26 protein-coding genes are annotated in these 26,834 nt (G+C 64.4%); 13 read left to right on the top strand and 13 right to left on the bottom strand.

The window, feature by feature from the left end:
- The first annotated feature begins 66 nt into the window (after positions 1–66).
- Together ACLIIZ_RS04100 and ACLIIZ_RS04095 are read left to right on the top strand one after the other, a co-directional pair.
- A complete protein-coding gene (locus ACLIIZ_RS04100; protein WP_416690923.1) occupies positions 67–1,155 on the top strand; it encodes a CobW family GTP-binding protein in 1,089 nt (362 codons plus the stop codon).
- A gap of 268 nt (positions 1,156–1,423) precedes the next feature.
- The gene (locus ACLIIZ_RS04095) at positions 1,424–2,119 is read left to right on the top strand and encodes a UPF0149 family protein (protein ID WP_416690922.1); all 696 of its coding nucleotides are present in this window, start codon (positions 1,424–1,426) and stop codon (positions 2,117–2,119) included.
- Between the two features lie 18 nt (positions 2,120–2,137).
- Here ACLIIZ_RS04095 and ACLIIZ_RS04090 read toward each other — a convergent pair whose 3' ends face one another.
- The 5 genes from ACLIIZ_RS04090 to ACLIIZ_RS04070 all read right to left on the bottom strand — a co-directional run bounded on the left by ACLIIZ_RS04090 (position 2,138) and on the right by ACLIIZ_RS04070 (position 7,245).
- Positions 2,138–2,320 (bottom strand): hypothetical protein, encoded by a 183-nt coding sequence (locus ACLIIZ_RS04090; protein WP_416690921.1) that lies wholly within the window; start codon positions 2,318–2,320, stop codon positions 2,138–2,140.
- A gap of 66 nt (positions 2,321–2,386) precedes the next feature.
- The gene (locus tag ACLIIZ_RS04085; RefSeq protein ID WP_416690920.1) at positions 2,387–3,412 is read right to left on the bottom strand and encodes a cyclic nucleotide-binding domain-containing protein; all 1,026 of its coding nucleotides are present in this window, start codon (positions 3,410–3,412) and stop codon (positions 2,387–2,389) included.
- A 122-nt stretch (positions 3,413–3,534) separates the two neighbouring features.
- Positions 3,535–4,995, bottom strand: coding sequence for a Do family serine endopeptidase (locus tag ACLIIZ_RS04080; protein ID WP_416690919.1), 1,461 nt, complete (start codon positions 4,993–4,995; stop codon positions 3,535–3,537).
- A gap of 167 nt (positions 4,996–5,162) precedes the next feature.
- A complete protein-coding gene (locus ACLIIZ_RS04075) occupies positions 5,163–6,683 on the bottom strand; it encodes a fumarate hydratase (RefSeq protein ID WP_416690918.1) in 1,521 nt (506 codons plus the stop codon).
- Between the two features lie 13 nt (positions 6,684–6,696).
- Entirely contained in the window at positions 6,697–7,245 is a 549-nt protein-coding gene (locus ACLIIZ_RS04070) for a TIGR00645 family protein (protein ID WP_416690917.1), read from the bottom strand.
- A gap of 259 nt (positions 7,246–7,504) precedes the next feature.
- Here ACLIIZ_RS04070 and acs point away from each other — a divergent pair, with 259 nt between their 5' ends.
- The 11 genes from acs (at position 7,505) to ACLIIZ_RS04015 (ending at position 21,613) form a co-directional block, all read left to right on the top strand.
- On the top strand, positions 7,505–9,469 hold the full coding sequence (gene acs / locus ACLIIZ_RS04065; RefSeq protein ID WP_416690916.1) for an acetate--CoA ligase: 1,965 nt from the start codon (positions 7,505–7,507) through the stop codon (positions 9,467–9,469).
- A 333-nt stretch (positions 9,470–9,802) separates the two neighbouring features.
- Complete coding sequence (locus tag ACLIIZ_RS04060; RefSeq protein ID WP_416690915.1) at positions 9,803–9,997, top strand: hypothetical protein; 195 nt, start codon at positions 9,803–9,805, stop codon at positions 9,995–9,997.
- Positions 9,998–12,709 carry an ATP-binding protein gene (locus ACLIIZ_RS04055; protein WP_416690914.1) on the top strand — a complete coding sequence of 904 codons (2,712 nt, stop codon included), beginning with the start codon at positions 9,998–10,000 and terminating at the stop codon, positions 12,707–12,709.
- Positions 12,710–12,726: 17 nt separating this feature from the next.
- Complete coding sequence (locus tag ACLIIZ_RS04050; protein ID WP_416690913.1) at positions 12,727–13,098, top strand: response regulator transcription factor; 372 nt, start codon at positions 12,727–12,729, stop codon at positions 13,096–13,098.
- Positions 13,099–13,181: 83 nt separating this feature from the next.
- Positions 13,182–15,332 (top strand): exonuclease domain-containing protein, encoded by a 2,151-nt coding sequence (locus tag ACLIIZ_RS04045; RefSeq protein ID WP_416690912.1) that lies wholly within the window; start codon positions 13,182–13,184, stop codon positions 15,330–15,332.
- 1 nt (position 15,333) lies between these two features.
- The gene (locus ACLIIZ_RS04040; RefSeq protein WP_416690911.1) at positions 15,334–16,377 is read left to right on the top strand and encodes a DUF294 nucleotidyltransferase-like domain-containing protein; all 1,044 of its coding nucleotides are present in this window, start codon (positions 15,334–15,336) and stop codon (positions 16,375–16,377) included.
- Positions 16,378–16,439: 62 nt separating this feature from the next.
- A complete protein-coding gene (locus ACLIIZ_RS04035) occupies positions 16,440–18,383 on the top strand; it encodes a DUF294 nucleotidyltransferase-like domain-containing protein (RefSeq protein ID WP_416690910.1) in 1,944 nt (647 codons plus the stop codon).
- Positions 18,384–18,385: 2 nt separating this feature from the next.
- Positions 18,386–19,051 carry a PolC-type DNA polymerase III domain-containing protein gene (locus tag ACLIIZ_RS04030; RefSeq protein ID WP_416690909.1) on the top strand — a complete coding sequence of 222 codons (666 nt, stop codon included), beginning with the start codon at positions 18,386–18,388 and terminating at the stop codon, positions 19,049–19,051.
- Positions 19,052–19,058: 7 nt separating this feature from the next.
- A complete protein-coding gene (locus ACLIIZ_RS04025; RefSeq protein WP_416690908.1) occupies positions 19,059–21,092 on the top strand; it encodes a sodium:solute symporter family protein in 2,034 nt (677 codons plus the stop codon).
- The gene (locus ACLIIZ_RS04020) at positions 21,089–21,337 is read left to right on the top strand and encodes a DUF4212 domain-containing protein (protein WP_416690907.1); all 249 of its coding nucleotides are present in this window, start codon (positions 21,089–21,091) and stop codon (positions 21,335–21,337) included. The genes ACLIIZ_RS04025 and ACLIIZ_RS04020 overlap by 4 nt, the downstream gene beginning before the upstream one ends.
- Before the next feature lie 3 nt (positions 21,338–21,340).
- Positions 21,341–21,613 carry a hypothetical protein gene (locus ACLIIZ_RS04015; protein ID WP_416690906.1) on the top strand — a complete coding sequence of 91 codons (273 nt, stop codon included), beginning with the start codon at positions 21,341–21,343 and terminating at the stop codon, positions 21,611–21,613.
- Here the strand turns inward: ACLIIZ_RS04015 and ACLIIZ_RS04010 are convergent.
- From ACLIIZ_RS04010 to ACLIIZ_RS03975, 8 genes are all read right to left on the bottom strand, one after another.
- Positions 21,605–21,913, bottom strand: a complete 309-nt coding sequence (locus ACLIIZ_RS04010) for a CZB domain-containing protein (RefSeq protein WP_416690905.1) — start codon at positions 21,911–21,913, stop codon at positions 21,605–21,607. The genes ACLIIZ_RS04015 and ACLIIZ_RS04010 overlap by 9 nt on opposite strands.
- Before the next feature lie 110 nt (positions 21,914–22,023).
- Positions 22,024–22,194: a hypothetical protein gene (locus ACLIIZ_RS04005; protein WP_416690904.1), complete on the bottom strand. Its 171-nt coding sequence runs from the start codon at positions 22,192–22,194 to the stop codon at positions 22,024–22,026.
- A gap of 154 nt (positions 22,195–22,348) precedes the next feature.
- Positions 22,349–22,741: a DUF6858 family protein gene (locus ACLIIZ_RS04000; protein ID WP_416690903.1), complete on the bottom strand. Its 393-nt coding sequence runs from the start codon at positions 22,739–22,741 to the stop codon at positions 22,349–22,351.
- A 109-nt stretch (positions 22,742–22,850) separates the two neighbouring features.
- Positions 22,851–23,243, bottom strand: a complete 393-nt coding sequence (locus ACLIIZ_RS03995; protein WP_416690902.1) for a NifB/NifX family molybdenum-iron cluster-binding protein — start codon at positions 23,241–23,243, stop codon at positions 22,851–22,853.
- A 35-nt stretch (positions 23,244–23,278) separates the two neighbouring features.
- Positions 23,279–23,407, bottom strand: a complete 129-nt coding sequence (cydX, locus tag ACLIIZ_RS03990) for a cytochrome bd-I oxidase subunit CydX (protein WP_416690901.1) — start codon at positions 23,405–23,407, stop codon at positions 23,279–23,281.
- Between the two features lie 11 nt (positions 23,408–23,418).
- On the bottom strand, positions 23,419–24,042 hold the full coding sequence (gene petA / locus ACLIIZ_RS03985) for a ubiquinol-cytochrome c reductase iron-sulfur subunit (protein WP_416690900.1): 624 nt from the start codon (positions 24,040–24,042) through the stop codon (positions 23,419–23,421).
- Positions 24,043–24,052: 10 nt separating this feature from the next.
- Positions 24,053–25,195 (bottom strand): cytochrome d ubiquinol oxidase subunit II, encoded by a 1,143-nt coding sequence (gene cydB / locus ACLIIZ_RS03980; RefSeq protein WP_416690899.1) that lies wholly within the window; start codon positions 25,193–25,195, stop codon positions 24,053–24,055.
- Positions 25,196–25,204: 9 nt separating this feature from the next.
- The gene (locus tag ACLIIZ_RS03975) at positions 25,205–26,773 is read right to left on the bottom strand and encodes a cytochrome ubiquinol oxidase subunit I (RefSeq protein ID WP_416690898.1); all 1,569 of its coding nucleotides are present in this window, start codon (positions 26,771–26,773) and stop codon (positions 25,205–25,207) included.
- Between the last annotated feature and the right edge of the window lie 61 nt (positions 26,774–26,834).

Genomic DNA, 26,834 nt, shown 5'->3' with positions numbered 1-26,834 from the left:
TGCCGGGCGCGCCGCCGTCCTGTCCGCTTGCCGCATTGGCGGCGAGCACAACAGCGAGGCAAGGCCATGAATCCTTCCGCCAGCGACCGACGCATTCCGGTCACCCTGCTTACCGGCTTCCTCGGCGCCGGCAAGACGACCCTGCTCAACCACCTGCTGACGCAGCCCGAGATGAACCGGACCGCGGTATTGATCAACGAATTCGGCAGTGTCGCGGTCGATCACCATCTGGTGACCAAAATCGACGAAGACCTGGTCATGCTCGATTCCGGTTGCATCTGCTGCACGGTGCGCAGCGACCTCGAGAAGAGCCTCAAGGAACTCTTCATGCGCAGCCTGCGGCGCGAACTGCCGCCGCTCAACCGGGTCATCATCGAAACGACGGGGCTGGCCGATCCGGCGCCGGTCATTTTCACGCTGATGGAAGATTTCTTCATTGCCGAGCGCTTCCGTACCGATGGCGTCGTCACCGTCGTCGATAGCACCCACATCCTCGGCCAGCTCGCCCACCATCCCGAGCCGGTCAAGCAGGTGGCGATGGCCGATCGGCTGCTGCTCAGCAAATGCGACCTAGCCAGCGGCGAGCAACTGGCCGCGGTCGGCCGCACCCTGGCCCGCCTCAACCCGGCCGCTGCCCAGCTCCCGGTACGGCAAGGCGTTCTGGCCGTCGCCGCGTTGACCGATTGCGGTCTCTACGACCCCGCCGCCAAGACGCCGGACGTCGCCGGCTGGCTGGCCGAGGAGAAAGTGCGCGAGGAAGCTCGGCGGGCGTCTGGTCATCACCACCACGAACACGATGTCGATCGTCATGATGCCCATGTCTACAGTTTTGCCCTGACCTTCGATCAGCCCCTGGCCTGGGTTTCGTTCGCCGACGCCGTGGCGACCCTGCTCGACGGCATGGGCGACCGCATCCTGCGCATCAAGGGGCTACTCAATGTGGTCGGCGACCACAAGCCGCGCGTCGTGCAGTGCGTGCAGCACGTCATGTATCCCTACAGCCGGCTCGACGACTGGCCGGCGCAGGCTCCCTACAACGACCGGCGCAGCCGCCTGGTCTTCATCGTGCGGGACATTCCGCGGGGCATGATCGAACAGGCCTTCGCCATGTTCTGTGGGGTGCGCGACGTCGGCGAGACGAAAGCCGAATGCTGATGCGCAAGCGCTTCGCCTTCGCAAACGCGCCTGTTCCCTGCGCATCAGGCCGAAGACCGATCTCTCCTCTGTCCCGCGCGTCAGCGCCGCCGCCACCGAATTCTCGGAAGACGTCGTGCGTACCAGCCACGAACTGGTACAGGGCTACAAACGTTTGCAGAACGAATTCTGATCCGGCCCAGGGCGACGCCAGGGCCGCGAATTCGCCGGCCGCGCCTGAATGACCGGCAATCTGGGCTATGATTCAACCATTCCCGAGGAACCACAGATGAATCCGAATCCATTGACCGAAGCCGATCTCGACCGGCTTGAAGAATTGCTCGAGGCAGAAGTTTTCGGCGAGGAGGCGATGCGCCTCGACGAAGCACAGGCGCTGATCTGCGCCGTTGTCAGTTGCCCGCAGCCGATCCCGCCGGGCGAATGGCTACCCGAGGTACTCGGCGCCGGTATCGAGAAGAGCGACGATCCGCTGGTCGGCGAAACCGTCGAACTGCTGATGCGCCTGAACAACGGCATCGCTGCAGCGCTGCTCGCCGACGAAATGGTCTCGCCGCTGCTCTACCCGGTCGACGAAGGTTCCGAGGAATACGATTTCGCGGCCTGGGCCGACGCCTACATCTACGGCGCGGGGCTGGGCGGCGACTGGTACGACCTCGCCGGCAAGCACGCCGACGATCTCGACGAACTGCTCGAACCGCTGTTCGTGCTCAACGGCATGCTCAAGGAAGACGCCGAGAAGAACGGCGAGCGCTGGTTCCCGCCGGCCGAGGAAGCGCGGCTGATCGCCGACATCCAGGAAAACCTGCCGGTGATCGTCCAGACCCTGTACAACTTCTGGCGCGCCAAGCGCGGCGGCGGCACGGTGCAGCGCGAGGAACCGAAAACCGGCCGCAACGATCCCTGTCCCTGCGGCAGCGGCAAGAAGTTCAAGCAGTGCTGCGGCAGTCCGGAAAAACTGAACTGATCCGCCAGCTACGGCCGCTCAGCGGCCGTAGCGCTGTTTCTGCTCGAAGGCGATGGCCCGCTTCAGGTATTTGCTGAAGCTCTGCATCGCTTCCGGGTGGTTGCTGTAGCCCTTCTCCTGAACTTCGGCGTCGACGAGAGCGTCGAGTGCCGGCGGGAAGGAAACGGCAGGGTAGGTGGTACGGCGTCTGGCGGATTTCATGGCAGGCAGGCGGCAAAAGCCGCGCACTTTACCCGAACTTGGCCGTTTTCCGGGGATTTTCCGGCCTCAGGCCGTTCCGTCCAGGGCATCCAGCCCGCCGCTCAGCACCCGCGCGTCGAAACCGCGCTGGGCGAGCAGGAAGGCGGCGGCACTGCTGCGGCGACCGCTCTGGCAGAACAGGATGCAGGGTACGCGGCGGTCGAGGCTGTCGGCTTTCAGGCGCAGCAAATACAAGGGGATGTTGCTGCTGCCCTTCAGGCTGCCGGCGGCGAATTCGGCTTCCAGCCGGACGTCGATCAGGCGCGCACCCTGCTTGATCAGGCGGGCGCCTTCGAGCAGCGTCACCTGACGGACCAGCGGCGCGCGCAGCAGCGCGTCGAAATCGGCGGCCGGCAGGCGCATCAGTTCGCCGGCGCTGGTCATCGTCACCGTCGCGTTGCGCGGCTCGCCGGAAAGCAGCGCCTCCTCGCCGAATCCCTGGCCGGCGGCGAGGGCGGCGAGGACGATTTCCTTCTGCTCGCCGGCACGACGGGTGACGCGCGCGCTGCCGGAGCGGATCAGGTAGTAGTGGTCGCCGGGCTCGCCCTGGCGGACGACGACCTGGCCGGCGGCAACCGGCAGCGCTTCGAAGCGGCCGAAGAGACGATGCAGGTTGCCCGGCGGCACCTTGCTGAAGGCCGGATTCTTTAGCACGTCGAACATCCATTGCGGATCGTCGCCTTCGAACTCGGTGACTTCATAGGCGGTGGCCTGGTCGCGCGTCAGCAGGTGGTCGAGGTCGTCGTCGCCGAAGACCACCAGCAGCGAGCGGCACATCGCCCGGCAACTGAAGGCGCGCGGCTTCTGGCGCGCCAGCGGGTGCCGGGCGGCAGGCGTGCCGGCGCTCAGGCGGGTCGGCGACGAACCGTCCTCGCGGTCGAGCGCGACTTCGCCGGACAGCAGATAGTAGCTGTGAGCATCGGCGCTTTTCTGCGGGAAGACGAGTTGCCCGGGCTCGGCGACGAAGGGGCGAGCCAGCGCGCAGGCCTGGGTCAAGGCGGCGCTGGAGAGGTCCGAGAGAGGAATCAGGTGGGCGAGGTCTTGCGCGTTCATGATGGGCGTGGCAGCCGCAGGCGACGCCGTGATTCTACGGCAATGCCCAGCTGACTTGGCCGCCACCCAGCAAAAAGGAGCCAGCTTGCGCCGGCCCCTGTGTCATTTTTCGCGCTGCCGCGTCAGCCCAGTTCGACCGGCACGAAAAGCCGGGCCTTGCCGCGCTCGATCAGCAGGGCGACCTTCTTGCCGGATTTGCCGATCAACTGGCGCAACTGCTCAGTGTCGTTTACTGATTCGCCGTTGACCGACAGGATCACGTCGCCTGGCCGGATGCCGGCACGGGCGGCAGCGCCGCTCGCTTGTTCGACGAGGAGTCCGCCGGCGATGCCGCTTTGCCGGCGTTCTTCCGGGGTCAGCCGACGGACGGCGACGCCGAGGCGGCCCTTGTCGGCCTTGGCCGGTTCGGCTGCGGCGACCTTGTCGTCCTGGAAGGCGCCGACCTTCACCGTGATGTCGCGCGCCGCCTTGTTGCGCCAGACCTGCAGACGCACTGTCTCGCCCGGTCGCTTGGCGGCGATGATCGATGGCAGTTCGCCGGAGATCTCCACCGCCTGGCCGTCGATGCCGAGGATCACGTCGCCCGCTTCGAGGCCGGCGCGGCCAGCGGGACCGTCCTTGTCGACCGAGGAGACGAGGGCGCCGGCGGGACGGGCGAGGCCGAAGCTGTCAGCCAGCGCCTGGTCGACTTCCTGGATGGCGACGCCGAGGCGGCCGCGCTCGACCTTGCCGTGGGCGACGATCTGCCGCTCGACGTTCATCGCCACCTCGATCGGGATGGCGAAGGAGAGACCCTGGTAACCGCCGCTGCGCGAGTAGATCTGCGAGTTGATGCCGATCACTTCGCCGCGCATGTTGAACAGCGGGCCGCCGGAGTTGCCGGGATTGACCGCGACATCGGTCTGCAGGAAGGGAACGTAGCTGCCGTCCGGCAGGCTGCGCGACTTGGCGGAGATGATGCCGGCGCTGGCGCTCGATTCGAAGCCGTAGGGCGAGCCGATGGCGAGCACCCATTCGCCGACCTGCGACGCCTTGGCGCTACCGACGCGCACCGTCGGCAGGTTCTTGCCGTCGATCTTGAGCACGGCGACGTCGCTGGCCTGGTCCATGCCGAGGATCTTGGCCTTGAACTCGCGCTTGTCGTTGAGCTTGACGATCACTTCGTCGGCGTCGGCGACGACGTGGGCGTTGGTCAGCACGGTGCCGTCGGGGCTGACGATGAAGCCGGAGCCGAGGCCGCGTACCGGCGTGTTGTCCTGTGGCACCATGCCGCGGAACTGGCGGAAGAACTGGAAGAAGGGATCGTCGGGGTCGATCTGCGGCATGCCGGGGACGTTGGCGGCGGTCTTGCGGTTGCCGCTGACGCTGATGTTGACGACCGCCGGCGCGTTGCTGGCGACGATGCTGCGCATGTCGGGGTAGCCAGCGGGAACGGGCGCGGCGAGTGGGGCGACGACGGGGGCCGGGGGCGGCGCCACCGGCGTGGCTGCGGCAACCGGTGCCTGGCCCAGGGCCCAGGCACCGCCAATGGCGGCGGAGACGGCAATGGCGGCGACGGTGAGCTTCAGGCGGTTGAGTGACATGCGGTCCTCCTCGGGTGATGGTTACGGGCCGTATATTTGCGCTCGCCAGCGATTTTTCCATCAGTCCTTGTGCGACGATTTGTTACGAAATTTATCCGGATCGTCCTCCACCAAGAAAAAAGGCCGTCCGCGCAGCGCGGACGGCCTTTGCCGGCGGTGGTGCCGGATCAGCTCTTGACCGGAATCTTGCCGATCTTGACCTGCCATTCCTTGGGGCCGCTTTCGTGCACGTTGTTGCCGCCCGAATCGACGGCCACCGTCACCGGCATGTCCTGCACGTCGAACTCGTAGATGGCTTCCATGCCGAGGTCGGCGAAACCGACCACCTTGGCCGACTTGATCGCCTTGGCGACCAGGTAGGCAGCGCCGCCGACGGCCATCAGGTAGGCACTCTTGTTATCCTTGATCGCCGCGATGGCGGTTTCACCACGCTCGGACTTGCCGACCATCGAAATGAGGCCGGTCTTTTCCAGCATCATGCGGGTGAACTTGTCCATGCGCGTGGCAGTGGTCGGGCCGGCCGGGCCGACGACTTCGTCGCGCACCGGGTCGACCGGGCCAACGTAGTAGATGATGCGGTTGGTGAAGTCCACCGGCAACTTTTCACCCGCCGCCAGCATGTCGGCGATGCGCTTGTGCGCGGCGTCGCGGCCGGTGAGCATCTTGCCGTTGAGGAGCAGCTTCTGGCCGACCTTCCAGGAGGCGACTTCTTCCTTGGTCAGGGTATCGAGATTGACGCGGGTCGCCGACTTCAGGTCCGGCGTCCAGGTGACGGCCGGCCAGTCTTCCAGCTTCGGCACTTCCAGCTTGGCCGGGCCGCTACCGTCGAGGTGGAAGTGGCAGTGGCGGGTGGCGGCGCAATTCGGGACCAGCGCGACCGGCAGGTTCGCGGCGTGGCAGGGATAGTCGAGCACCTTGACGTCGAGCACGGTGGTCAGGCCACCGAGGCCCTGGGCGCCGACGCCGAGCGCGTTGATCTTCTCGAACAGTTCGAGACGCAGTTCCTCGGCGCGGTTCTGCGGGCCGCGCGCCTTCAGTTCATGGATGTCGACCGGCGCCATGATCGATTCCTTGGCCAGCAGCATGGCCTTTTCCGGCGTGCCGCCGATGCCGATGCCGATGATCCCCGGCGGGCACCAGCCAGCGCCCATTTCCGGAATCTTGTGCAGGACCCAGTCGACCAGGTCGTCGGACGGGTTGAGCATGGCGAACTTGGACTTGGCTTCCGAGCCGCCGCCCTTGGCCGCGCAGATCACTTCGACGTGATGGCCTTCGACAATCTCGAAATGCACCACGGCCGGGGTGTTGTCCTTGGTGTTCCGGCGGGCGCCGGCCGGGTCGGCGAGCACGGAAGCGCGCAGCGGATTGTCCGGGTTGGCGTAGGCGCGACGCACACCCTCGTTGATCATTTCCTGGATGCTCATGGTGGCATCCGGCCAGGTGACGTGCATGCCGACCTTGATGAAGACCATGCCGATGCCGGTGTCCTGGCAGATCGGACGATGGCCTTCGGCGGCCATCCGGGAGTTGGTCAGGATCTGGGCGATGGCGTCCTTGGCAGCCGGCGCTTCTTCGCGCTCGTAGGCTTCACCGAGCGCCTTGATGTAATCGAGCGGGTGGTAGTAGCTGATGTACTGGAAGGCATCGGCGACGGACTGGATCAGGTCTTCCTGCTTGATGGCGGTCATGCGCAACTCCGGGTCAGTGGTTGTTGTGTTGAAGAATGAGGGTCTGGGTCATGATCTTGTCGACCAGGGCCATGGCGACGGCCGAGACGATGAACACCAGGTGGATCGCCACCTGCCAGTAGAGCGTGTGTTCGGGCAGGTTGCCGGCGTTGATGAAACTTTTCAGCAGATGGATCGACGAGATGCCGATGATCGCCGTCGACAGCTTGATCTTCAGCACCCCGGCGTTGACGTGGCTGAGCCATTCCGGCTGGTCCGGGTGGTCCTCGAGTTCGAGGCGCGAGACGAAGGTTTCATAGCCGCCGACGATGACCATGATCAGCAGGTTGGCGATCATCACGACGTCGATCAGGCCGAGGACGATCAGCATGATGTCGGCTTCGGTCATCTTGTGCGGCCCGAAGGCACCGGACACCAGATGGCTGAGTTCGACCATGAACAGCCAGACATAGACCAGTTGGGCGACGATCAGGCCGACGTAGAGCGGCGCCTGGATCCAGCGGCTGGCGAAAATGAAGGATTGCAGGAAACGGGCCGGCGTGGGGGCGCTATGCAAGGACATATTTGTCTTATGGGATGGCGTTGGCTTGGGGGCGCAAAGTTTAGCATGGCGCGGCAGGCTTGCCCGAAACCGCCGAATGCTGCGCCGCAGCGTGATTTCGTAAGGCCATTGTAAGATTATCGAAGTGTAATTAGGGCTTGACGCTGCGCCGGGGAACGAGGTGGCGACGGCGCGCAAGGCCTAGCTGCAATCCGGGAAATTCCCGAGGCCCGACCGGTTGTTTTCAACACAAATGCGATGTAACGCAGAGGAGAAGAATATGTCGAATGAGTCCGTGCAGCTTTATTATCCGTCCGACGAAATCGTCAAGAACGCGGCGGTTTCGGGGATGGACGCCTACCGGGCGCTGTGCGCGGAAGCGGAAGCCGACTACGAAGGTTTCTGGGCCAAGCGTGCCCGCGAACTGATCACCTGGAAGGAACCCTTCACCCAGGTGCTCGACGAGTCCAACGCACCGTTCTACAAGTGGTTTGCCGACGGCAAGCTGAACGTCTCCTACAACTGTCTCGATCGTCAGGTCGAAGCCGGCAAGGGCGACAAGGTCGCCATCGTCTTCGAAGCCGACAATGGCGACGTCACCAAGGTCACCTATCAGGAACTGCTGGTCAAGGTCTGCAAGATGGCCAACCTGCTCAAGGCCAAGGGTGTGCAGAAGGGCGACCGCGTCGTCATCTATCTGCCGATGACCGTTGAAGGCGTCGTCGCCATGCAGGCCTGCGCCCGTATCGGCGCCACCCACTCGATCGTTTTCGGCGGCTTCTCCGCCCAGGCCCTGCGCGACCGCATCAACGATGCCGGCGCCACCCTGCTGATCACCGCCGACGGCCAGTTCCGCGGCGGCAAGTCCTTGCCGCTCAAGGCGATCGCCGACGAAGCCATCGCCCTTGGCGGTTGCGACACGCTGAAGGGCGTCGTCGTCTTCAAGCGTACCGGCATGGACGTCACCATGGTTGCCGGCCGCGACGAGTGGCTGCACGAAGGTCTGGCCAGCCAGCCGGAAACCTGCGAACCGGAATGGGTCGGTGCCGAACACCCGCTGTTCCTGCTCTACACCTCCGGCTCCACCGGCAAGCCGAAGGGCGTTCAGCATTCCACCGGCGGCTATCTGCTGCACGCCATCCTGACCATGAAGTACACCTTCGACATCAAGGATAGCGACACCTTCTGGTGTACCGCCGACATCGGCTGGGTCACCGGCCACACCTACATCACCTACGGTCCGCTCGCCTGCGGCGCCACCGAAATCGTCTTCGAAGGCGTGCCGACCTATCCGGACGCCGGCCGTTTCTGGAAGATGATTCAGGATCACAAGGTTTCCATCTTCTACACCGCGCCGACCGCGATCCGTTCGCTGATCAAGGCCGCCGATGCCAACCCGGCGGTGCATCCGAAGAGCTACGATCTGTCCAGCCTGCGCATCCTCGGTTCGGTCGGCGAGCCGATCAACCCGGCCGCCTGGGAGTGGTACTACCAGAACGTCGGTGGCTCGCGCTGCCCGATCGTCGATACCTTCTGGCAAACCGAAACCGGTGGTCACATGATCACCCCGTTGCCGGGCGCGACGCCGCTGGTGCCGGGTTCCTGCACGCTGCCCTTCCCGGGCATCCAGTTCGCCGTGGTCGACGAGACCGGCGCCGAACTGCCGTGGGGCCAGGGTGGTATCCTCGTCTGCAAGAAGCCGTGGCCGTCGATGATCCGCACCATCTGGAACGACGACGAGCGCTTCGTCAAGTCCTACTTCCCGGCCGACTTCCAGGGCAAGCTCTACCTGGCGGGCGACGGTGCGATCCGCGACAAGGACACCGGCTACTTCACGATCACCGGTCGTATCGACGACGTGCTGAACGTCTCCGGTCACCGCATGGGCACGATGGAAATCGAATCGGCGCTGGTTGCCAACCCGCTGGTTGCCGAAGCCGCCGTCGTCGGCCGCCCGGATGATCTGACCGGTGAAGCGATCGTCGCCTTCGTCGTGCTCAAGGGTCAGCGTCCGACCGATCCGGAAGCGACCAAGAAGATGGTCAAGGAACTGTGCGACTGGGTGGCCAAGGAAATCGGTCCGATTGCCAAGCCGAAGGACATCCGCTTCGGCGACAACCTGCCGAAGACCCGTTCCGGCAAGATCATGCGTCGTCTGCTGCGTGGTCTGGCGAAGGGCGAGGAACTGACGCAAGACATCTCGACCCTGGAAAACCCGGCGATTCTGGAGCAACTCAAGGGCTAAAGCGGTCGCACCGGGTTTCGCCGTCAGGCAAAACCCGGCGATTCTGGAGCAACTCAAGGGCTAAAGCGGTCGTACCGGGTTTCGCCGTCAGGCAAAACCCGGCGATTCTCGAGCAGTTGAAGGGCTAAGCAACATCAGCGACCGGCTTGACGGCCGGTCGCGCCAATCACGAGGCAGCACGCTTGCCAGGCTGCTTCGACAAGACAAAAAGGGCAAGGAGGAGACAATGGTCGCCCATAAGGTGACCGCCGATGCGGTCGCACCAGACTGCATGCCAAGAACGGCTGACACGCTTGGCGTGTCAGCCGTTTTTCCATTTTTTCCGGGGGCGAGATGAAGCGCAGCGGGCCGACCCGGCAACGCCTGACGGCAGTCGCGCTGGCGGCGTTGCCACTCTTGACTTTCCCCTTGCTGGGTCTGCCGCAGGGTGAATGGTTGGGCTTCCCCGCCGGTCTCGTCTACTTGTTCGGTGTCTGGGGCGGGGCGATCGCGCTGGCCGCCTGGATTGCCGAAAGGCCGGGGCGCTAGATGCTTTCCGGGGGCTTCGTCGCGCTGGTGACCGTGGCCTATTTCGGCCTCCTGTTCGGCGTCGCCCGCTGGGGCGACGCGCGCGCCGACGCCGGGCGCTCGATCATCAACGCCAATGTCTACGCGCTGTCGCTCGCCGTCTATTGCACCTCGTGGACTTTTTTCGGCAGCGTCGGTCGCGCCACCTCGGGGGGGCTGTCCTTCCTCACCATCTATCTCGGGCCGACGCTGATGCTGCTCTGCGTCGGCGTCGTCATCAAGATGATCCGCATCGCCAAGGCGCAGCGCATCACTTCGATCGCCGATTTCATTGCCGCCCGCTACGGCAAGAGCCCGCTACTCGCCGGGCTGGTCACTGTGATCGCGGTGATCGGCGTCGTTCCCTACATCGCGCTGCAATTGAAAGCGGTGGCGGCCAGCCTCGACATCCTGTTTCCCGATTCCGGGACCGCCGCCGGTCTGCTGGGGGTCGATTCGACGCTACTGGTGGCGGCAGTACTGGCCTTGTTCACCATCCTCTTCGGCACCCGCCACCTCGACGCCACCGAGCGCCATGAAGGCATGGTGGCGGCGATCGCCGTCGAGTCGGTGGTCAAGCTGGTCGCCTTCTGCGCCGTCGGCCTCTTCGTCACTTACGGCATCCACAATGGCTTTGCCGATGTCTTCGCCCGGGCGAGCGCACAGCCGGCGCTGGCCGGGCTGTTTGCGCCGGATGCGGCGCGTGCCGGCAACTGGGCGGCGCTGATCCTGCTTTCCGGGCTGGCGATCCTGCTGCTGCCGCGGCAGTTCCAGATCATCGTCGTCGAGAACGTGGACGAATCGCACCTCAAGCGCGCGGTCTGGCTGTTCCCGCTTTACCTGCTGCTGATCAATATCTTCGTCCTGCCGCTGGCCGCCAGCGGACTGACCGAGCCGCGGCTGGCCGGCCACAATCCGGACACTTTCGTGCTCACCCTGCCGCTCGCCCACGGTGCCGAGGCGCTGGTTCTGCTCGCTTTCGTCGGCGGCCTGTCGGCGGCGACCGGCATGGTCATCGTCGAGACCATCGCCTTGTCGACGATGGTCTGCAATGACCTGGCAATGCCGGCGCTGCTGCGCTCGACCTGGCTGGCGCGGCGCCAGAACGCCGATCTCTCGGGGACGCTGATCGCCATCCGGCGCGTCGCCATCGTTCTCATCCTGCTCCTTGGCTACATCTATTTCCGGGCTGCCGGCGAAGCCTACGCGCTGGTCGGCATCGGGCTCATTTCCTTTGCCGCAGTCGCCCAGTTCGCGCCGGCCTTGTTCGGCGGCATGTACTGGAAGCAGGGGACGCGCGCTGGCGCGCTGGCCGGTCTGCTCGCCGGTTTCGTGGTCTGGGCCTACACGCTGCTGCTGCCGTCGTTCGCCCGTTCCGGCTGGATCGGCAACGGCTTCGTCGAACATGGTCTGTTCGGCATCGAATGGCTGCGCGCCCAGGCCTTGTTCGGTCTGAGCGGCTTCGACGAGATTTCGCATTGTCTGTGGTGGAGCCTGTTCGCCAACCTCGGCGCTTATGTCCTGGTGTCGCTGATAAGCACGCCGGACGCCGTCGAGGCCGGGCAGGCCGAACGTTTCGTCGATGTCTTTCGGCACGGCGAGCGGGCGCCGGATGCGCGGCTGTGGCGGGGTGATGCCTCCTTGCCGGAAATCACCGGTCTGCTCGAACGTTTCCTCGGCCCGGCGCGAGCCCGTCAGCAACTGGCCGCCCATGCCCGGATGCGCGGCCTGGCCGACTGGCGCAGCCTGCCGCCGGACGCCGGCTTCGTGCATTTCGCCGAAACCGAACTGGCGGCGGCGATCGGTTCGGCCAGCGCGCGAGCGCTGATGGCCGGCGTCACCCGCGAGGAAGATCTGCGCCTCGAAGAAGTCCTCGACATCCTCGACGAGGCAAGCCAGGTGCGCGCCTACAGCCGCGAACTGGAAAGCAAGCAGCGGGCGCTCGAAGCGGCAACCAACGAACTGCGCGCCGCCAACGAGCGCCTGCGCGAGGTGGACCGGATGAAGGACGACTTCATCTCGACGGTGACGCACGAACTGCGCACGCCGCTGACTTCGATTCGCGCCCTGTCGGAAATGCTCTACGACGATCCGCGCCTCGAGCTCGAACAACGGACGCGCTTCCTCGGGGTCATCGTCAGCGAAACCGAGCGCCTGACCCGGCTGATCAACCAGGTGCTGGACATGGCCAAGCTGGAATCCGGGCGCGCCGAATGGACCACCGGCGAGGTCGACGTCGGTCAGGTGGTGAACGAGGCGATGGTGGCGCTGGAGCCGCTGTTCCGCGAGAAGAAGGTGAGTCTCACGCATGCCATCGCCGCAGATTTGCCGAGCGTGCTGGCCGACCGCGACCGGCTGACGCAGGTCGTCGTCAACCTGCTGTCGAATGCTGTCAAGTTCGTTTCCGGCGGCAGCGGTCAGGTTCGCGTCAGCGTTGTCCGTGACGATGCCGTCTTGCGCGTTGCCGTTGCCGACAACGGGCCGGGATTGACCGCCGAGGAATGCACGCAGGTCTTCGAGAAGTTCCGCCAGGGCGGCAACACGATGACCGACAAGCCTCAGGGGACGGGCCTCGGGCTGCCGATCAGCCGGCAAATCGTCGAGTATTTTGGTGGTAAGCTGTGGGTGGAAAGTGCGCCGGGTGCCGGTGCCACCTTCGTTTTCACGGTGCCTTTGCCGGCGCCGGATGCATAAGTAGGGAGACAAACCTAATGTCCAAGAAAATACTCATCGTCGACGATGAGCCCAACATCGTCATGTCGCTCGAGTTCCTGATGAAAAAGGAAGGCTTCGAAGTCGCCACTGCCACCGATGGCGAACAGGCGCTGGCCCAGGTCGCCGCTTTTTCCCCCGATCTGCTGCTGCTTGACGTCATGATGCCGAAGAAATCGGGTTTCGAGGTCTGCGAGGCGCTGCGTGCCGATCCGGCGCAGGGTGGCTTGCTGATCGTCATGCTGACGGCCAAGGGGCGCGAGACGGAAGTGGCGAAGGGGCTGGCGATCGGTGCCGATGCCTACGTGACCAAACCGTTCTCGACCAAGGATCTGGTGGCCCGGGTCAGGCAGATGCTCGGCCTAGCCTGAAACGCATGCCGCGACTACCGGCCGGTGGTCGCCTCTCAGACGCTTGCCAGCGTACCGGCAAAAAAATACACGGGGTCGTTGAGATGAAGGCTAAAGCCCGCTTCCTGCTTGCCATTGCCGTACTCGGTCTGTTGATGACCGGTCCTTTCGTCGTCACTTCCTTCCTGGTCTGGGTCGAGATGCAGGAAACCGAGCGCAAGCTGCTGCTCGATCTCTTGCTGTCGCGCCTGCCGATCGGCACCCTGATGACGCTGTTCGGCTTTGCCATCGGTATCGCCGTCCTGCACAATCTGTTCAAGCAGTACGTCGAGGGGCTGCGCGGCATGGCCGAGCAGTTGCGCCTGATGCTCGGCGCCAACCGCAATTTCCGCGTCAAGCTGCAGGGGCCGCCGGAAGTGCAGCGCGTGGCGCAGGTGGCCAACGATCTGGCGGCGCAGCGCGACGCCTTGCTCGACGACGTCGAGGCGCGCATCGCCGAGGCCAATGCTTCGGTCGAGGCGGAGAAGAACCGCCTCGCCGCGCTGATGTCGGAACTGGCGCAGGCGGTTGTCGTCTGCAACCTCGACGGTCGCATCCTCCTTTACAACAACCGCGCCCGCCTGCAGTTCAAGGCGCTGTCGCAGGGGCCGACGTCGGCGGCGGGCGGGGCGCTGATCGGTCTCGGTCGCTCGATTTTTTCAATCCTCGAAAAGAACCAGGTCGAACATTCGCTGGAAATCATCCGCCAGCGTCTGGTCGGGGGCAAATCGGCGATCGCCAATTTCGTCACGACGACGCGCGGCGGACAACTGCTGCGCGTGCAGATGGTGCCGGTGCTGTCGGGCGGCGACGAGGGCGAGCCGGCAATGAGCGGTTTCGTGCTGACCGTGGACAACATCACCCGCACGCTGGAAGAGGAAGCGCGCCGCGACAACGCGCTGCATTCGCTGACCGAGGGCAGCCGGGCGGCGCTGGGCAGCATCCGGGCGGCGGTCGCCAACCTGATCGACTACCCGGACATGGACCCGGAACTGCGCGAGCGTTTCGTCAAGGTGGTCGATGACGAGGCGTCGCGGATGAGCAAGCGGCTCGACCAGACGATGAACGAGTTCACCGATGCGATGAAGACCCGCTGGCCGCTCGAGGACGTGCTGGCGATGGACATCATCAGCGCCGCTCAGCGCCGCATCGAGGACAAGCTGAAGCTGCCGACGAAGACCGAGGAAGTCGATGACGGCTTGTGGATCAAGGCCGACAGCTTCTCGCTGGTGTTCGCGCTGCTCTTCATTGCCGAACGCCTGCAGGACCATTACCAGATTCGCGACCTGCGCTTCCGCACCGTCTGCGAGGGCAAGCTCGCCTATCTCGACCTGATCTGGATCGGCCAGGCGATTTCCTCGGAAACCTTCTATTCCTGGGAAATGGAGACCATGCAGGCGCTCGGCGAGACCTCGTCGTTGTCTTTGCGCGACGTCATCGACCGCCACGGCGGCGAAATCTGGTACCAACGCGAGAAGGCCGCGCACCGCGCCTTCTTCCGCTTCGTCCTGCCGGTGGCGGTGCCGGTCACCGAAGTCGCCGACGAACGCAGCACCGGGCGGCCGGAATACTACGACTTCGACCTCTTCAAGTTCGAGGACAAGTCGATCGACCTCGACCGCAAGCTGTCCGAACTGACCTATACCGTCTTCGACACCGAGACCACCGGGCTGGAGCCGTCGAACGGCGATGAGATCATCCAGATCGGTGCTGTGCGCATCGTCAACAACCGGCTGCTGAAGCAGGAAATCTTCAACCAGATTGTCGATCCCGAGTGCCCGCTGAAGCCGGAGTCGATCCCGATCCACGGCATCACCGAGGACATGGTGCGCGGTCAGCCGAACATCGACATCGTCTTGCCCGGCTTCCATGCCTTTTGCGAGGAGACGGTGCTGATCGCCCATAACGCGGCCTTCGATATGCGCTTCCTGCAGTTGAAGGAAGAGCGCACCGGCATCCGCTTCACCCAGCCGGTGCTCGATACCCTGTTGCTGTCGGCGGTGGTCAGTCCGAACCAGGAATCGCACAAGCTCGACGCCTTGCTCGAGCGCCTCGGGATCAGCATCAACACCCGGCACAACGCGCTCGACGATGCGCTGGCGACCGGCGAAGTCTTCCTCAAGCTGTTGCCACTGCTTGAGGAGCAGGGCATCGTCACCGTCCGTCAGGCGCTGGAAGCCTCGGAAAAGACTTATTTCTCCCGCATCAAGTACTGATATGGGTACCACCGATCCCGGACCGGCGATCGCTGCCATCGAGGCGGAACTGGCGGGACTTGAGCGGATCGACCAGGCGCCGGTAGTCGCCGCACGCCTGCGGGAGTTTCTGACCGGGTTGCCGGCGTTCGGGTTTTCCGGCGAGCTGGCGACGCGCACCATTTCCCGGCTCAACGACAGCCTGACGCGGCGCGTCGTCGACCTGCTGGCCGCTCGTCAGCGCTTGCCGCCGACCGCCTGGTGCTGGCTGGCGATGGGCTCCGAGGGGCGCGACGAGCAGACCCTGGTCAGCGACCAGGATAACGGCCTGGTTTTCGTCGCCGACGGCGCCGCCGAAGCGCGCGCCCTGCGCGAACTCTTCCTGCCTTTCGCGCAGGCGGTCAATGCTCAGCTTGCCGCTTGCGGCTTCACCCTCTGTCCCGGCCAGATCATGGCCGGCAACCCGCAGTGGTGCCTCTCCTACGATGAATGGAGCGAGCGCTTCTTCGACTGGGTGCGTTGTCCCGATCCGACGGCCTTGCTCAACGCGACGATCTTTTTCGATCTGCGTCCCCTGTACGGCGAGTTGTCGCTTGGCTGGCGCCTGCGGCGGCGCATCGCCGACCTGAGCAGTGACAATCCGGCTTTCCTGCACCTGATGGCGGCCAACGCGCTGGTCGTTCATCCGCCGCTGGGGATGCTCGGCGATGTCGTGGTCGACGACGATGCGAACCTCGACCTCAAGAAGCTGGGCAGCCGCATCTTCGTCGACGTTGCGCGCATTCTGGCGCTGGCCGCTGGCAGTCCGGCGGTCAACAGCTTCGAGCGGCTGCGCCAGGCGGGGGCGGCCGGCAGCATGCAGCCTAAGGAAGTCGCCGCCGCCACCAAGGCCTTGTCCAGTCTGCTCGGCCTGCGTCTCGAACGACAGGCGATGGCAAGCGCCGAGCCGGGCGACAGCGCGTTCCGGCCGGGCGAACTGAACGAGTTCGACCTCGCCGTACTCAAGGAGTCCTTGCGCCAGGCCAGGCGTCTGCAGCAACGACTCAAGTTAAACTATCTACTTTGAAAGTCCATCGGCAGGGGATTGTCGTGAGCCAAAAACAAGAAACAGTGGAGACGGGGGAAGTCATGGATGTTCAACAGCTCGAGGCGATGCTCCGGCAAGCCGGGCAGCAGCGGGCGGCGGCGGCGACCCAGGCCTTCCTGGTCCGCCATGCGCCGTTCAACAAGATGGCGCCGGCGGCCCTGCAGCATTTCGCCGACAAGGCGCACGTCGCCTTCTATCCGGCGGGCAGCGTGATCGTCGGTCCCGATTCGGGCAACGTCCGTTTCTTCTACCTGATCGAATCGGGCAAGGTCCAGGCGCGGCAGGCCGGCGAGGTGACGGTGACCGAGTATTCCATCCTCAGCCTCGGTCCCGGCGAGAGTTTCCCGATCGGCGCGGTGACCGCCGGCCGCCCGTCGACCAACCTCTACACCGCGCTCGAGGATAGCTTCTGCTACCAGTTGCCGGCCGAGGACTACCTGGTCCTGATGGCGACCAGCCCGGAATTCAACCTTTTCTGCACCCAGTACATCGCCAGCCTGCTCGACCAGTCGCGGCGCCAGTTGCAGGCGCAGTTCGCGCAGAAGGCGAGCGAGCAGCAGACGCTGAACTCGCCGCTGGCCGGCATCGGCGCCCGCAATCCGCTGGCGGTGCAGCCTGAGACGCCGTTGCGCCAGACGCTGCAGACGATGTCGGAAGCCGGCATCGGTTCGATGGTGGTGGTCGATCCGGAGAGCAAGCCGCTCGGCATCTTCACCCGCAGCGATCTGCTCGACCGCGTCGTCCTCGCCGGACTGCCGCTGGAGTCGCCGATCAGCGCGGCGATGTCGGCGTCGCCGCTGACCCTCGACGAGCACGCGACGGCCTACGACGCGATGCTGGCGATGGCGACGCACGGCATCCGCCATGTGCTGGTCACCGATCACGCCGGCTGCCTGTCCGGTGTCGTTTCCGAGCGCGACCTGTTCGCGCTGCAGCGCGTCGGCCTGCGCCAGATTCGCCAGGCCATCGAGGCGGCGCCCAATGTCGCGGCGCTCAAGGCCTCGGCCGCCGACGTCCGCCAACTGTCGTTCAACATGCTGGCCCAGGGCATCGGCGCCGAGCAACTGACCCAGTTCATCTCGGCGCTCAACGATGCGCTGACCCGGCGCGTCATCCAGCTCAACCTGGAAAACCACGATTTCACCGGCATCGACTGGTGCTGGCTGGCTTTCGGTTCGGAAGGGCGCGACGAGCAGACCTTCAGCACCGACCAGGACAACGGCATCGTCTTCGTTGTTCCTGACGGCGAGGACAAGGACGCGCTGAAGCAGCGCTTCCTGGCTTTCGCGCTGGCCACCAATCAGGACCTGGACCAGGTCGGTTTCCCGCTGTGCAAGGGCAACATCATGGCCAGCAATCCGCAGTGGTGCCTGACGCTGGACGAATGGAAGGCGCAGTTCAGCAAGTGGATCCGCACGCCGGAGCCGGTGGCGCTGCTCAACGCGACGATCTTCTTCGATTTCCGGCCGCTCTACGGCAAGGTCGAACTGCCCGACGCGATGCGCCGCCATCTGCTGGATCAGGCGTCGGCGACGCCGATCTTCCTGCAGGCGATGGCGCGCAACGCGCTCGAGGTCGGGCCGCCGCTGGGCAAGATCCGCGATTTCGTCACCGACCTGGAGCCCGATCATCCGGGCAAGATCGACCTCAAGAAGTACGGCTCGCGCATCTTCGTCGACGTCGCGCGCATCTACGCGCTCGCTGCCGGCGTGCACGGGACCAACACGCTGCAGCGCCTGCGCTTGTCGGCGCAGAAGATGAACATCCGCGGCGAGGAGATCAACGCCGTCCTCGACGGCCTCAACTTCATCCAGTTACTGCGCCTGCAGCATCAGTACCTCGAAGGCGAGCCGGGGCGCCAAGGCGACAACCTGATCGATCCGGAAAAGCTCAACGAGCTGGATCGCCGCATCCTCAAGGAATCCTTCCGCCAGGCACGCAAGATCCAGTCGCGCCTGAAACTCGACTACCAGGTGAATAACTGATCATGTTCGGGATCAAGAAACTCCTGTTCGGGGAAGGCGCCAGCGGGACGCTCCCGGAGGACGTGCGCAACGCGGTCAACGCCTGGTCGGCAAGTCAGGGCGAAGCGTTTGAATCCTCGCATTTCCTGACCCGTTATGTCGTCGTCGATATCGCCACCACCGGCCTCGACCCCGAGCGCGACCGCTTGACCGGGATCGCCGCGACCGTCCTGCACAAGGGCGTCATCGCCCCGGAGCAGAGCCTGTGCATCGACCTCGACCCGGCGGGCGCCGCCCCGGCACTGCTCGACCGGCAACTGGCGGTTTTCCTGCGCTTCGTCGGCAAGTCGCCGCTGGTCGCCTACCATGCCGCCTACGTCGCGGCCTTTCTGGAACAGTTGATCCGCAAGCGCCTCGGCGTCACTTTCCAGCCACGCTGGGTCGATCTGGTCTGGCTGTTGCCGGCGCTGTTCGGCGAGCGCAGCGTCAAGCCATTGCCGCTCGACGATTGGCTCGACGCCTTCGGGCTCGATGCCGGCGAAGGGCGGCGCAGTCCGATCGCCAACAGCCTGTTGCTGGCGCGCCTGATGCAGATGCTGGTGGTACGCGCACACGCCAAGGGGGTCGATGACGTCGCCGCGCTGATCGACGAATCGAAGGCCAGCAGCCACCTGCGCCGTACCCACTGACGCCGGTATGCTCGCCTCCCTGACCCGGCTGCAGCGTTACTACCTCTACTACACCGGGATTTTCTTCGGTTTCATCTTTTTCCTGGCTGTGCTCGAACGTGCCGGCATGCCGCCGCGCTGGGTCGGCTACGCCTTCCTGGTGTTTACCGTGTCGATGTACGCGCTGATCGGCGTCTTCAGCCGGACCACCGACGTTTCCGAGTATTACGTCGCCGGCCGCCGGGTGCCGGCCTTCTTCAACGGCATGGCGACCGGCGCCGACTGGATGAGCGCCGCCTCCTTCATGGGGCTGGCCGGCACCCTCTACCTGCAGGGCTTCCAGGGGCTGGCCTACGTCATCGGCTGGACCGGCGGCTTCGTCCTGGTCGCCCTGCTGCTGGCGCCTTACCTGCGCCGCTTCGGGCAATACACGATTCCCGATTTCCTGTGCGCCCGCTACGGCGGCAACGCCATCCGCCTGATCGCCGTGTTCGCGGCCATCCTCGCTTCCTTCGTCTATGTCGTGGCGCAGATCTACGGTGTCGGCGTCATCACCAGCCGCTTCGTCAGCCTGCAGTTCGAAGTCGGCGTCTTCGTCGGCCTCGCCGGCATCCTGGTTTGCTCCTTCCTCGGCGGCATGCGGGCGGTGACCTGGACGCAGGTCGCCCAGTACCTGATCCTGATCGTCGCCTACATCACGCCGGTTGCCATCCTGTCCTGGAACGTCACCGGCGTGCCGGTGCCGCAGGCGGTGTATGGCAAGGTGCTGGCCGAAGTCACCGAACTCGAGAAGAAGCTCTTCAATTCCCCGGAAGAGATTGCGGTGCGCGCGCTCTACGCCGACCGGGCCGATCTCTATGCGCAGAAGATCATGCAGTTGCCGCATTCGCTGATCCAGGAACGCGAACGGCTGTCGATCGAGATCAACGCCTTGAAGGCTTCCGATGCGCAGATGCGCGATATCGTCGCTCTCGAACGCCAGCGCCGCGAGTTGCCGCCCGATCCGGCGCAGGCCCGCGAGCAGTGGGAAAAGGACATGTACCTGGCGCTTGATCGCAGCAAGCCGCCGACCCCCCACGCCGAACCCTTTCCCGGGGAGACGGCGGCGGAACGCAATGCCCAGCGCATCAACTTCCTGGCGTTGATCTTCTGCCTGACCGTCGGCACGGCGGCGCTGCCACACGTCCTGATGCGTTATTACACGACGCCGACGGTGGCGCAGGCCAGGCAGTCGGTGTTCTGGTCGCTGCTTTTCATCACCGCGCTGTACGTGACGGCGCCGGCTTATGCGGTGTTCGCCAAGTTCGAGGTGCTGTCTCATCTTGCCGGTATCCCGATCGCCAAGCTGCCGGGCTGGGTGGCGGCGTGGAGCAAGGTCGGTCTGGTGTCGATCGAGGATATCAACTTCGACGGCATCCTGCAGTTCGCCGAGCTGTCGCTCAATCCGGACGTGATCGTCCTGGCGACGCCGGAAATCGCCGGCATGCCCTATGTCGTGTCCGGCCTGGTCGCCGCCGGCGGCCTGGCGGCGGCGCTGTCCACCGCCGACGGCCTGCTGCTGACGATCACCAGCGCGCTGTCGCACGATGTCTATTACCGCGTCTTCCGGCCGCAGTCGTCGACCCAGTTCCGGCTGGTCATCGCCAAGTCGCTGTTGCTCCTCGTCGCCGTGTTGGCGGCGACGGTTGCCGCGCAGAAACCGGGGACCATCCTGTCGATGGTCGCCTGGGCCTTTTCAATCGCCGGTGCGGCACTTTTCCCGGCGCTGGTGCTCGGCATCTTCTGGGCGCGGGCGACGCGCGCCGGCGCCATCGCCGGCATGGTCGTCGGCCTGCTGCTGACGCTTTATTACATCTTGCGTCTCGAATTCGGCGGTTATTCCTGGCTCGGTTTCGCCGACGGCACGCTCGACCCCTGGTTTCATCTCAAATCGACCTCGGCCGGTGTGTTCGGCATCGTCGCCGGTTTCGTCACCAATGTCGTGGTCAGCTTGCTGACCCGGCAGTCGCCGCAGACGGCGGAGTTCCTGGCCTGCATACGCGAACCGGGAGAGGGCCGATGAAGGCGGTTTCCGCGTACTGGCGCAAGACGCGCCGGCTGACCGCCTGGCTGTTGTTGATCTGGGCGCTACTGACTTTCGTCGTCATCTGGTTCGCCCGCGAACTCAACGAATACCAGTTCTTCGGCTTTCCCTTCGGCTTCTACTTCGCGGCGCAGGGGATATTGCTCTGTTATCTCGGCATCATTGTCTATTACAGCCAGCGCATGAGCGCTCTCGATGCCGAATACGAGATCAGGGAAGAATAGGCGGTGTTGTTGTTCCTGATCGGCGCCTTGCGCGCCGTGATCGAGATGCTGGGCCTCAGCCTGCTCGGCCTTGCGGCAATGGCCCTGCTGGCCGGTGAGCGGCGCCAGGAGAACATGATCTACCGCCTGTTCGAACTGCTCACCCGGGCGCCACGCCGTCTGGTGGTCAGCCTGCTGCCGGGGCGCGAGCGTCCGTTGCTGGCAGGCGTGCTTTGTTTCTGCGCCCTGTTCGCGGCCTGGATCCTGCTTGCCGCGTGGCGCCTGAAGCTAGCGTAGCTGGTCGAGCGCCGCCGCGAACTGGTGGGCGGCTTCGTTGAGTTCGGGCAGCAGCAGGTCGGCGGAGTCGCCGAGTCCGTTCTGGCTGAGTTCGACAATCTCGTCGGCCAAGGCATGGAAACGCTGGTGCACGGCGACGACCTCGGCCGGCAGGCCGCTTTCCTTGCAGCCCAGCAGGTGGCAGGCGCGATGGTCGGAAAGCGGCATATCGACGTAGTTGCCACCGGCGAAGGCATTCAGGAATTGCCGCCGCCATTTGACATGAAGCCGAATGGTTTCGTCGATATCGATGGCCTTCATCTGTGCTTTCCCCCTGTTAACGGCGACTGCCGGGTCGTTTCGGAGCGCCATTATGCCGCAGCTTGCCGTCGGCTTTGCAAGCGCGGCTGCCATCGTGGGGGGGAAATACGTCAGCGCCGGCCGGAGCGCACGTGGCTGGCACGACGCCAGCATGCCGGTGTCGCCAGCGCGCTGAGGTCCGGGCCGGCATGGTTGAAGATGGCTTGGGCCAGCGCTTGCCGGTGACGTTCGGCTTCGGAAATGCCGGCGAGGATGTCGAACCATTTTTGCAGCTGTTTCATGAATTGCTCCCGATGCGGTAACTGGATAAACGAACAGTGGTTGAAGCGTAAAGCAATACTGTTGATTTGTACAGCTGTCGGGCGATTTTTTCGCAGGCGAAAAAAAGCCCGGCGCGAGGCCGGGCGAAGCGTGTTGCGGAGGTGGTACTCGGAGTCAGCCTACGTTGCGCAGCGCCAGGGTCCAGGCTTCCATGGCCTGGTTGGCTGGCGCCATGGGGGCTTCCATGAAGCTGATGACGAACTTGTCGCCGAGGTCGGCGATGCCGATCGAGCGGGGACGCACGGCAAGGACCTGCGGATTGGGCAGGGCGAAGCCGAAGCAGAAGATGACGTCGACGGCGGCCTGCAGGCCGCTCATGATCTCGCCGCCGATTTTGGTGGTGTGGGCGAGGTGGTCGAAGACACCAATGAACTGGACTTTCGGGTTTTCGGCGATCTTGGCCTTGTAATATTCGACCAGCGCCGGAACCGACTGGAAGGTGGTTTCGTTCTTGGCGATTTCGGCGACGAAAACGGGGTATTTGTCGTTGAGCAGGGTTTGTTTCATGTCAGGGAGATGATCCGCTAGGTGTTGAAAGAAGTGGCTTGCCAATGGCATGACATCGTGGATGTTAGCAGAGCGGGAAGGCGTCTTCCAGCGCCAGTCCACGCTGAAGTCATTTGCCGTGGCAATGCTGGTGATGATGGTGGCTGTGCTCATGCTCGTGCTCGTGACAGCCGTCCTCCAGGGAGTGGGTTTCCAGTTTGCCGCTCAGGAAATCGGCAATGGCTTGGTCCGGATCTTCGCTATCGGTGAGCAGGGGCTGGATGCCCAAGCTGATGAGTCGTTGATACAGATTGCCGCCCATGCCGCGGCTGATCAGGACTTCGACGCCTGTGAGTGCTTCCGGCAGACCATGGCTGGCGTGAAAGCTTTGTTCGATCGGTAGTTCGACCAGTCGCCGTTCGGCGATTTGTTCCTGGTTGATGTCGTAAATCCAGAATTTGCGGCATTTGCCGGCATGTTCGGTAATCGTTTTGCGATTCTGGCTGGTGATGGCGATTTGCATGTCGTTTCCTCGATGATTACGGCGGGGAGACCGCTTCAAGCAGTCTCGGAGCGCGAGGCTGCTTCGTCTTGCGCGCGGTTTTCCTCGTAGTCGCCCCACAGGGTGTTGAGGATGGCGAGCAGCACGGCGAAGCCGATGCCGAGTACCCAGGCGAAATACCACATGATGTTTCCTTTCAGGTCTTGTCGAATTCGTCGCTGCCGATGATCAGACGGCTGTCCGTCAGATACTGGTGCGGCGGAATTTCCAGGTTGGTTGGGGCCGGCTTGTTCTTGAAAACGCGGCCGGCAAAGTCGAAGGTCGAGCCGTGGCAGGGGCAGAGGAAGCCGCCTGGCCAGTCGGCGCCGAGCGCCGGATCGCCGGGGGTGAAGGCGGCCGACGGCGAGCAGCCGAGATGGGTGCAGATGCCGACGGCAACCAGCATTTCCGGGACCCGCGAGCGGGTCTCGTTGGCGGCGTAGGCCGGTTGTTGCGTCGTGACCTCGGAGGCCGGGTCGGCCAGCATCGGCTCAGCCTTTTTCAGCGCGGCCAGCATTTCCGGCGTCCGGTTGAGGATCCATACCGGTTTGCCGCGCCACTCGACAACCATCATGTTGCCGGGGGCCAGCTTGCCGATGTCGACCTCGACCGGCGCGCCGGCCGCCAGCGCCCGTTCCGAAGGCATCAGACTGCTCACGAAGGGGACGATGGCGGTCAGCGTCAGTGCGCCGCCAGCGCCGGCCGTTGCCATGATCCACTGGCGACGGGCCGGGCTGTCGCAGACGGTGAAGGATGTTCCCTGGCAGGTACAAGTGGTCATGGCGTTTTCCTCAGTAGGCAGCGTGGTCGTTTTCGCGGATGTAGGCGGCAGTGACCTTGCCGGCCATCACCTTGTATGCCCAGCTGGTGTAGGCAATGATGAGCGGCATGAAGATCAGGGTGGCCCAGAGCATGATGTTCAGTGTCAGCTGGCTGGAAACGCTGTCCCAGACAGTGAGACCGGAGCGCAGGTCGGTCGACGACGGCATCACGAAGGGGAACAGCGAGACACCGGCGGTACCGATGACGCCGACGATGGCCAGCGACGAGGCGACGAAGGCGGCCAGCGTCGCGCCGTTGACCGCCAGCAGCATGGCGGCCAGCGTGCCGGCATAGGCCAGCGCGGGCAGTGCCATGGTCAGCGGATACTTGTCGTAGTTGGCTAGCCAGGCGCCGGCCTGGCGGACCACTTCCTTGTCCAGCGGATTGGGCAGCGCGGCCGGATCGACGGTGGAGGCGATGGCGTAGCCGTCGATGCCCAGCCACAGCCAGACGCCGGCGGCCGAGAAGGTGACCAGCAGCAGGGCGCCGAAGGCAAGCATGGCGATCTGCGTGCGGCGGTAGACGTCGCCTTCGGTGCGGTGCATCAGGTAGGTGGCGCCCTGGAAGGTGATCATCGCCGTCGATACGATGCCGCAGAGCAGCGCGAACGGATTGAGCAAGCCCCAGAAGCTGCCAGTGTAGATCGGCATCAGGTTGCTCTCGAAGTGGAAGGGGACACCCTGGAACAGGTTGCCGAAGGCGACGCCGAAGATCAGCGGCGGCACGGCACCGCCGACGAACAGGCCCCAGTCCCAGGTCTTGCGCCAGGTCGGGTTGGCGATCTTGCTCCGGTAGTCGAAGCCGACCGGACGGAAGAACAGCGCCCAGAGCACGGCCAGCATCGCCCAGTAGAAGCCCGAGAAGGCGGTCGCGTAGACCAGCGGCCAGGCGGCGAAGATGGCGCCGCCGCCGGTGATGAACCAGACCTGGTTGCCGTCCCAGTGCGGGCCGACGGTATTGATGACGACGCGGCGCTCGACGTCGTCCTTGGCGACGAAGGGGAGCAGGGTGCCGACGCCCATGTCGTGGCCGTCCATGATGGCGAAGCCGACCAGCAGCACGCCGACCAGCAGCCACCAGATGAGTTTCAGGGTTGGATAGTCGAAGATCATGCTTGTTCCTCAGGCGTGAGCAGGTTCGTGGGCGATTTCATTGGCGTAGCGGCCGGTGCCGAGACTGCCCGGTCCTTGCTTGGCGAAGCGCACCATCAGGTACATCTCGACGATCAGCAGCACGGTGTAGAAACCGACGAAACCGGCGAGCGAGCCATAGATGCTGGCCACCGACAGATTGGAAACCGACAGGTGGGTGGGCAGGACGCCGTAGATGGTCCAGGGCTGACGGCCGTATTCGGCGACGAACCAGCCCATTTCGCAGGCCAGCCACGGGACCGGCAGCATCCACAGGGCCCAGCGCAGCAGCCAGGGTTTTTCGGCGAAAGTGCCCTTGACCGAATACCACAGAGCGAGGCCGAACAGCGCCAGCATCAGGAAGCCGAAGGCGACCATGATGCGGAAAGTCCAGAACATCGGGGCGACCGACGGGATGGTGTCGGAAACGGCCTTGTCGATCATTTCCGGCGTTGCCTGACGCACGTCGCTGACGTACTTCTTGAGCAGGAGGCCAAAGCCCAGATCCTTGACGTGCTGGTCGAGCTGGGCTCGCGTTGCAGCGTCGGCCGGGTTCTGGCGCAGGGCTTCCAGCGCGGTGACGGCGATCTGGCCGGAAAGGATGCGCTGGCGGTTGGTTTCGCGGATTTCCTTGATGCCGGGGATCTGCTTGTCCAGCGAGCGCGTGCCGATGATGCCCATGACCCAGGGAATCTCGATTGCGAAGTCGTTCTTCATTTCCTTCTCGTTGGGGATGGCGATCAGGTTGAAGCCGGCCGGTGCCGGTTCGGTTTCCCACATCGCCTCCATTGCCGCGAGTTTGGTCTGCTGCGCTTCGCCGATGCTGTAGCCGGCTTCGTCGCCGAGCACGATGACCGAGCAGACGGAAGCAAAGCCGAAGGCGGCGGCGACACGGAAGCTCTTCTTGGCGAACTCGACGTCGCGGCCGCGCAGCAGGTAGAAGGAGGAGATGGCGAGGACGAAGATGGCACCGGTGGTGTAACCGGCCGATACGGTATGGACGAACTTGGCCTGGGCATCCGGGTTGAACAGCACGGCCCAGAAATCGACCATTTCCATGCGCATGGTCACGTAGCTGAACTCGGCGCCGACCGGATTCTGCATCCAGCCGTTGGCGATCAGGATCCACAGTGCCGACAGGTTGGTGCCGATCGCCATGAAGATGGTGACCATCAGATGCTGGCGGCGCGACAGGCGGTCCCAGCCGAAGAAGAACAGGCCGATCAGCGTCGATTCGAGGAAGAAGGCCATCAGCCCTTCGATCGCCAGCGGCGCACCGAAGACGTCGCCGACGTAGTGCGAGTAATAGGCCCAGTTGGTGCCGAACTGGAACTCCATCGTGATGCCGGTGGTGACCCCGAGCGCGAAGTTGATCCCGAACAACTTGCCCCAGAAACGGGTCATGTCCTTGTAGATGGTTTTGCCGGTCATCACGTAACTGGCTTCCATGATGACGAGAATCCAGGTCATGCCGAGGGTCAGGGGCACGAACAGGAAGTGGTACAGGGCGGTGATCGCGAACTGTAACCGGGACAGGTCGACGAGCTGCTCACTGAGCATCGGTTTCTCCTTGTGATGCAATGATCGAATGACGGACCCTGGCCCGTCTCTGGGATCAGCC

The organism is Azonexus caeni (assembly GCF_048146105.1).
In the GTDB taxonomy this organism is placed as follows: domain Bacteria; phylum Pseudomonadota; class Gammaproteobacteria; order Burkholderiales; family Rhodocyclaceae; genus Azonexus; species Azonexus aromaticus_B.
This window is presented reverse-complemented; position numbering and strand designations above follow the sequence as displayed.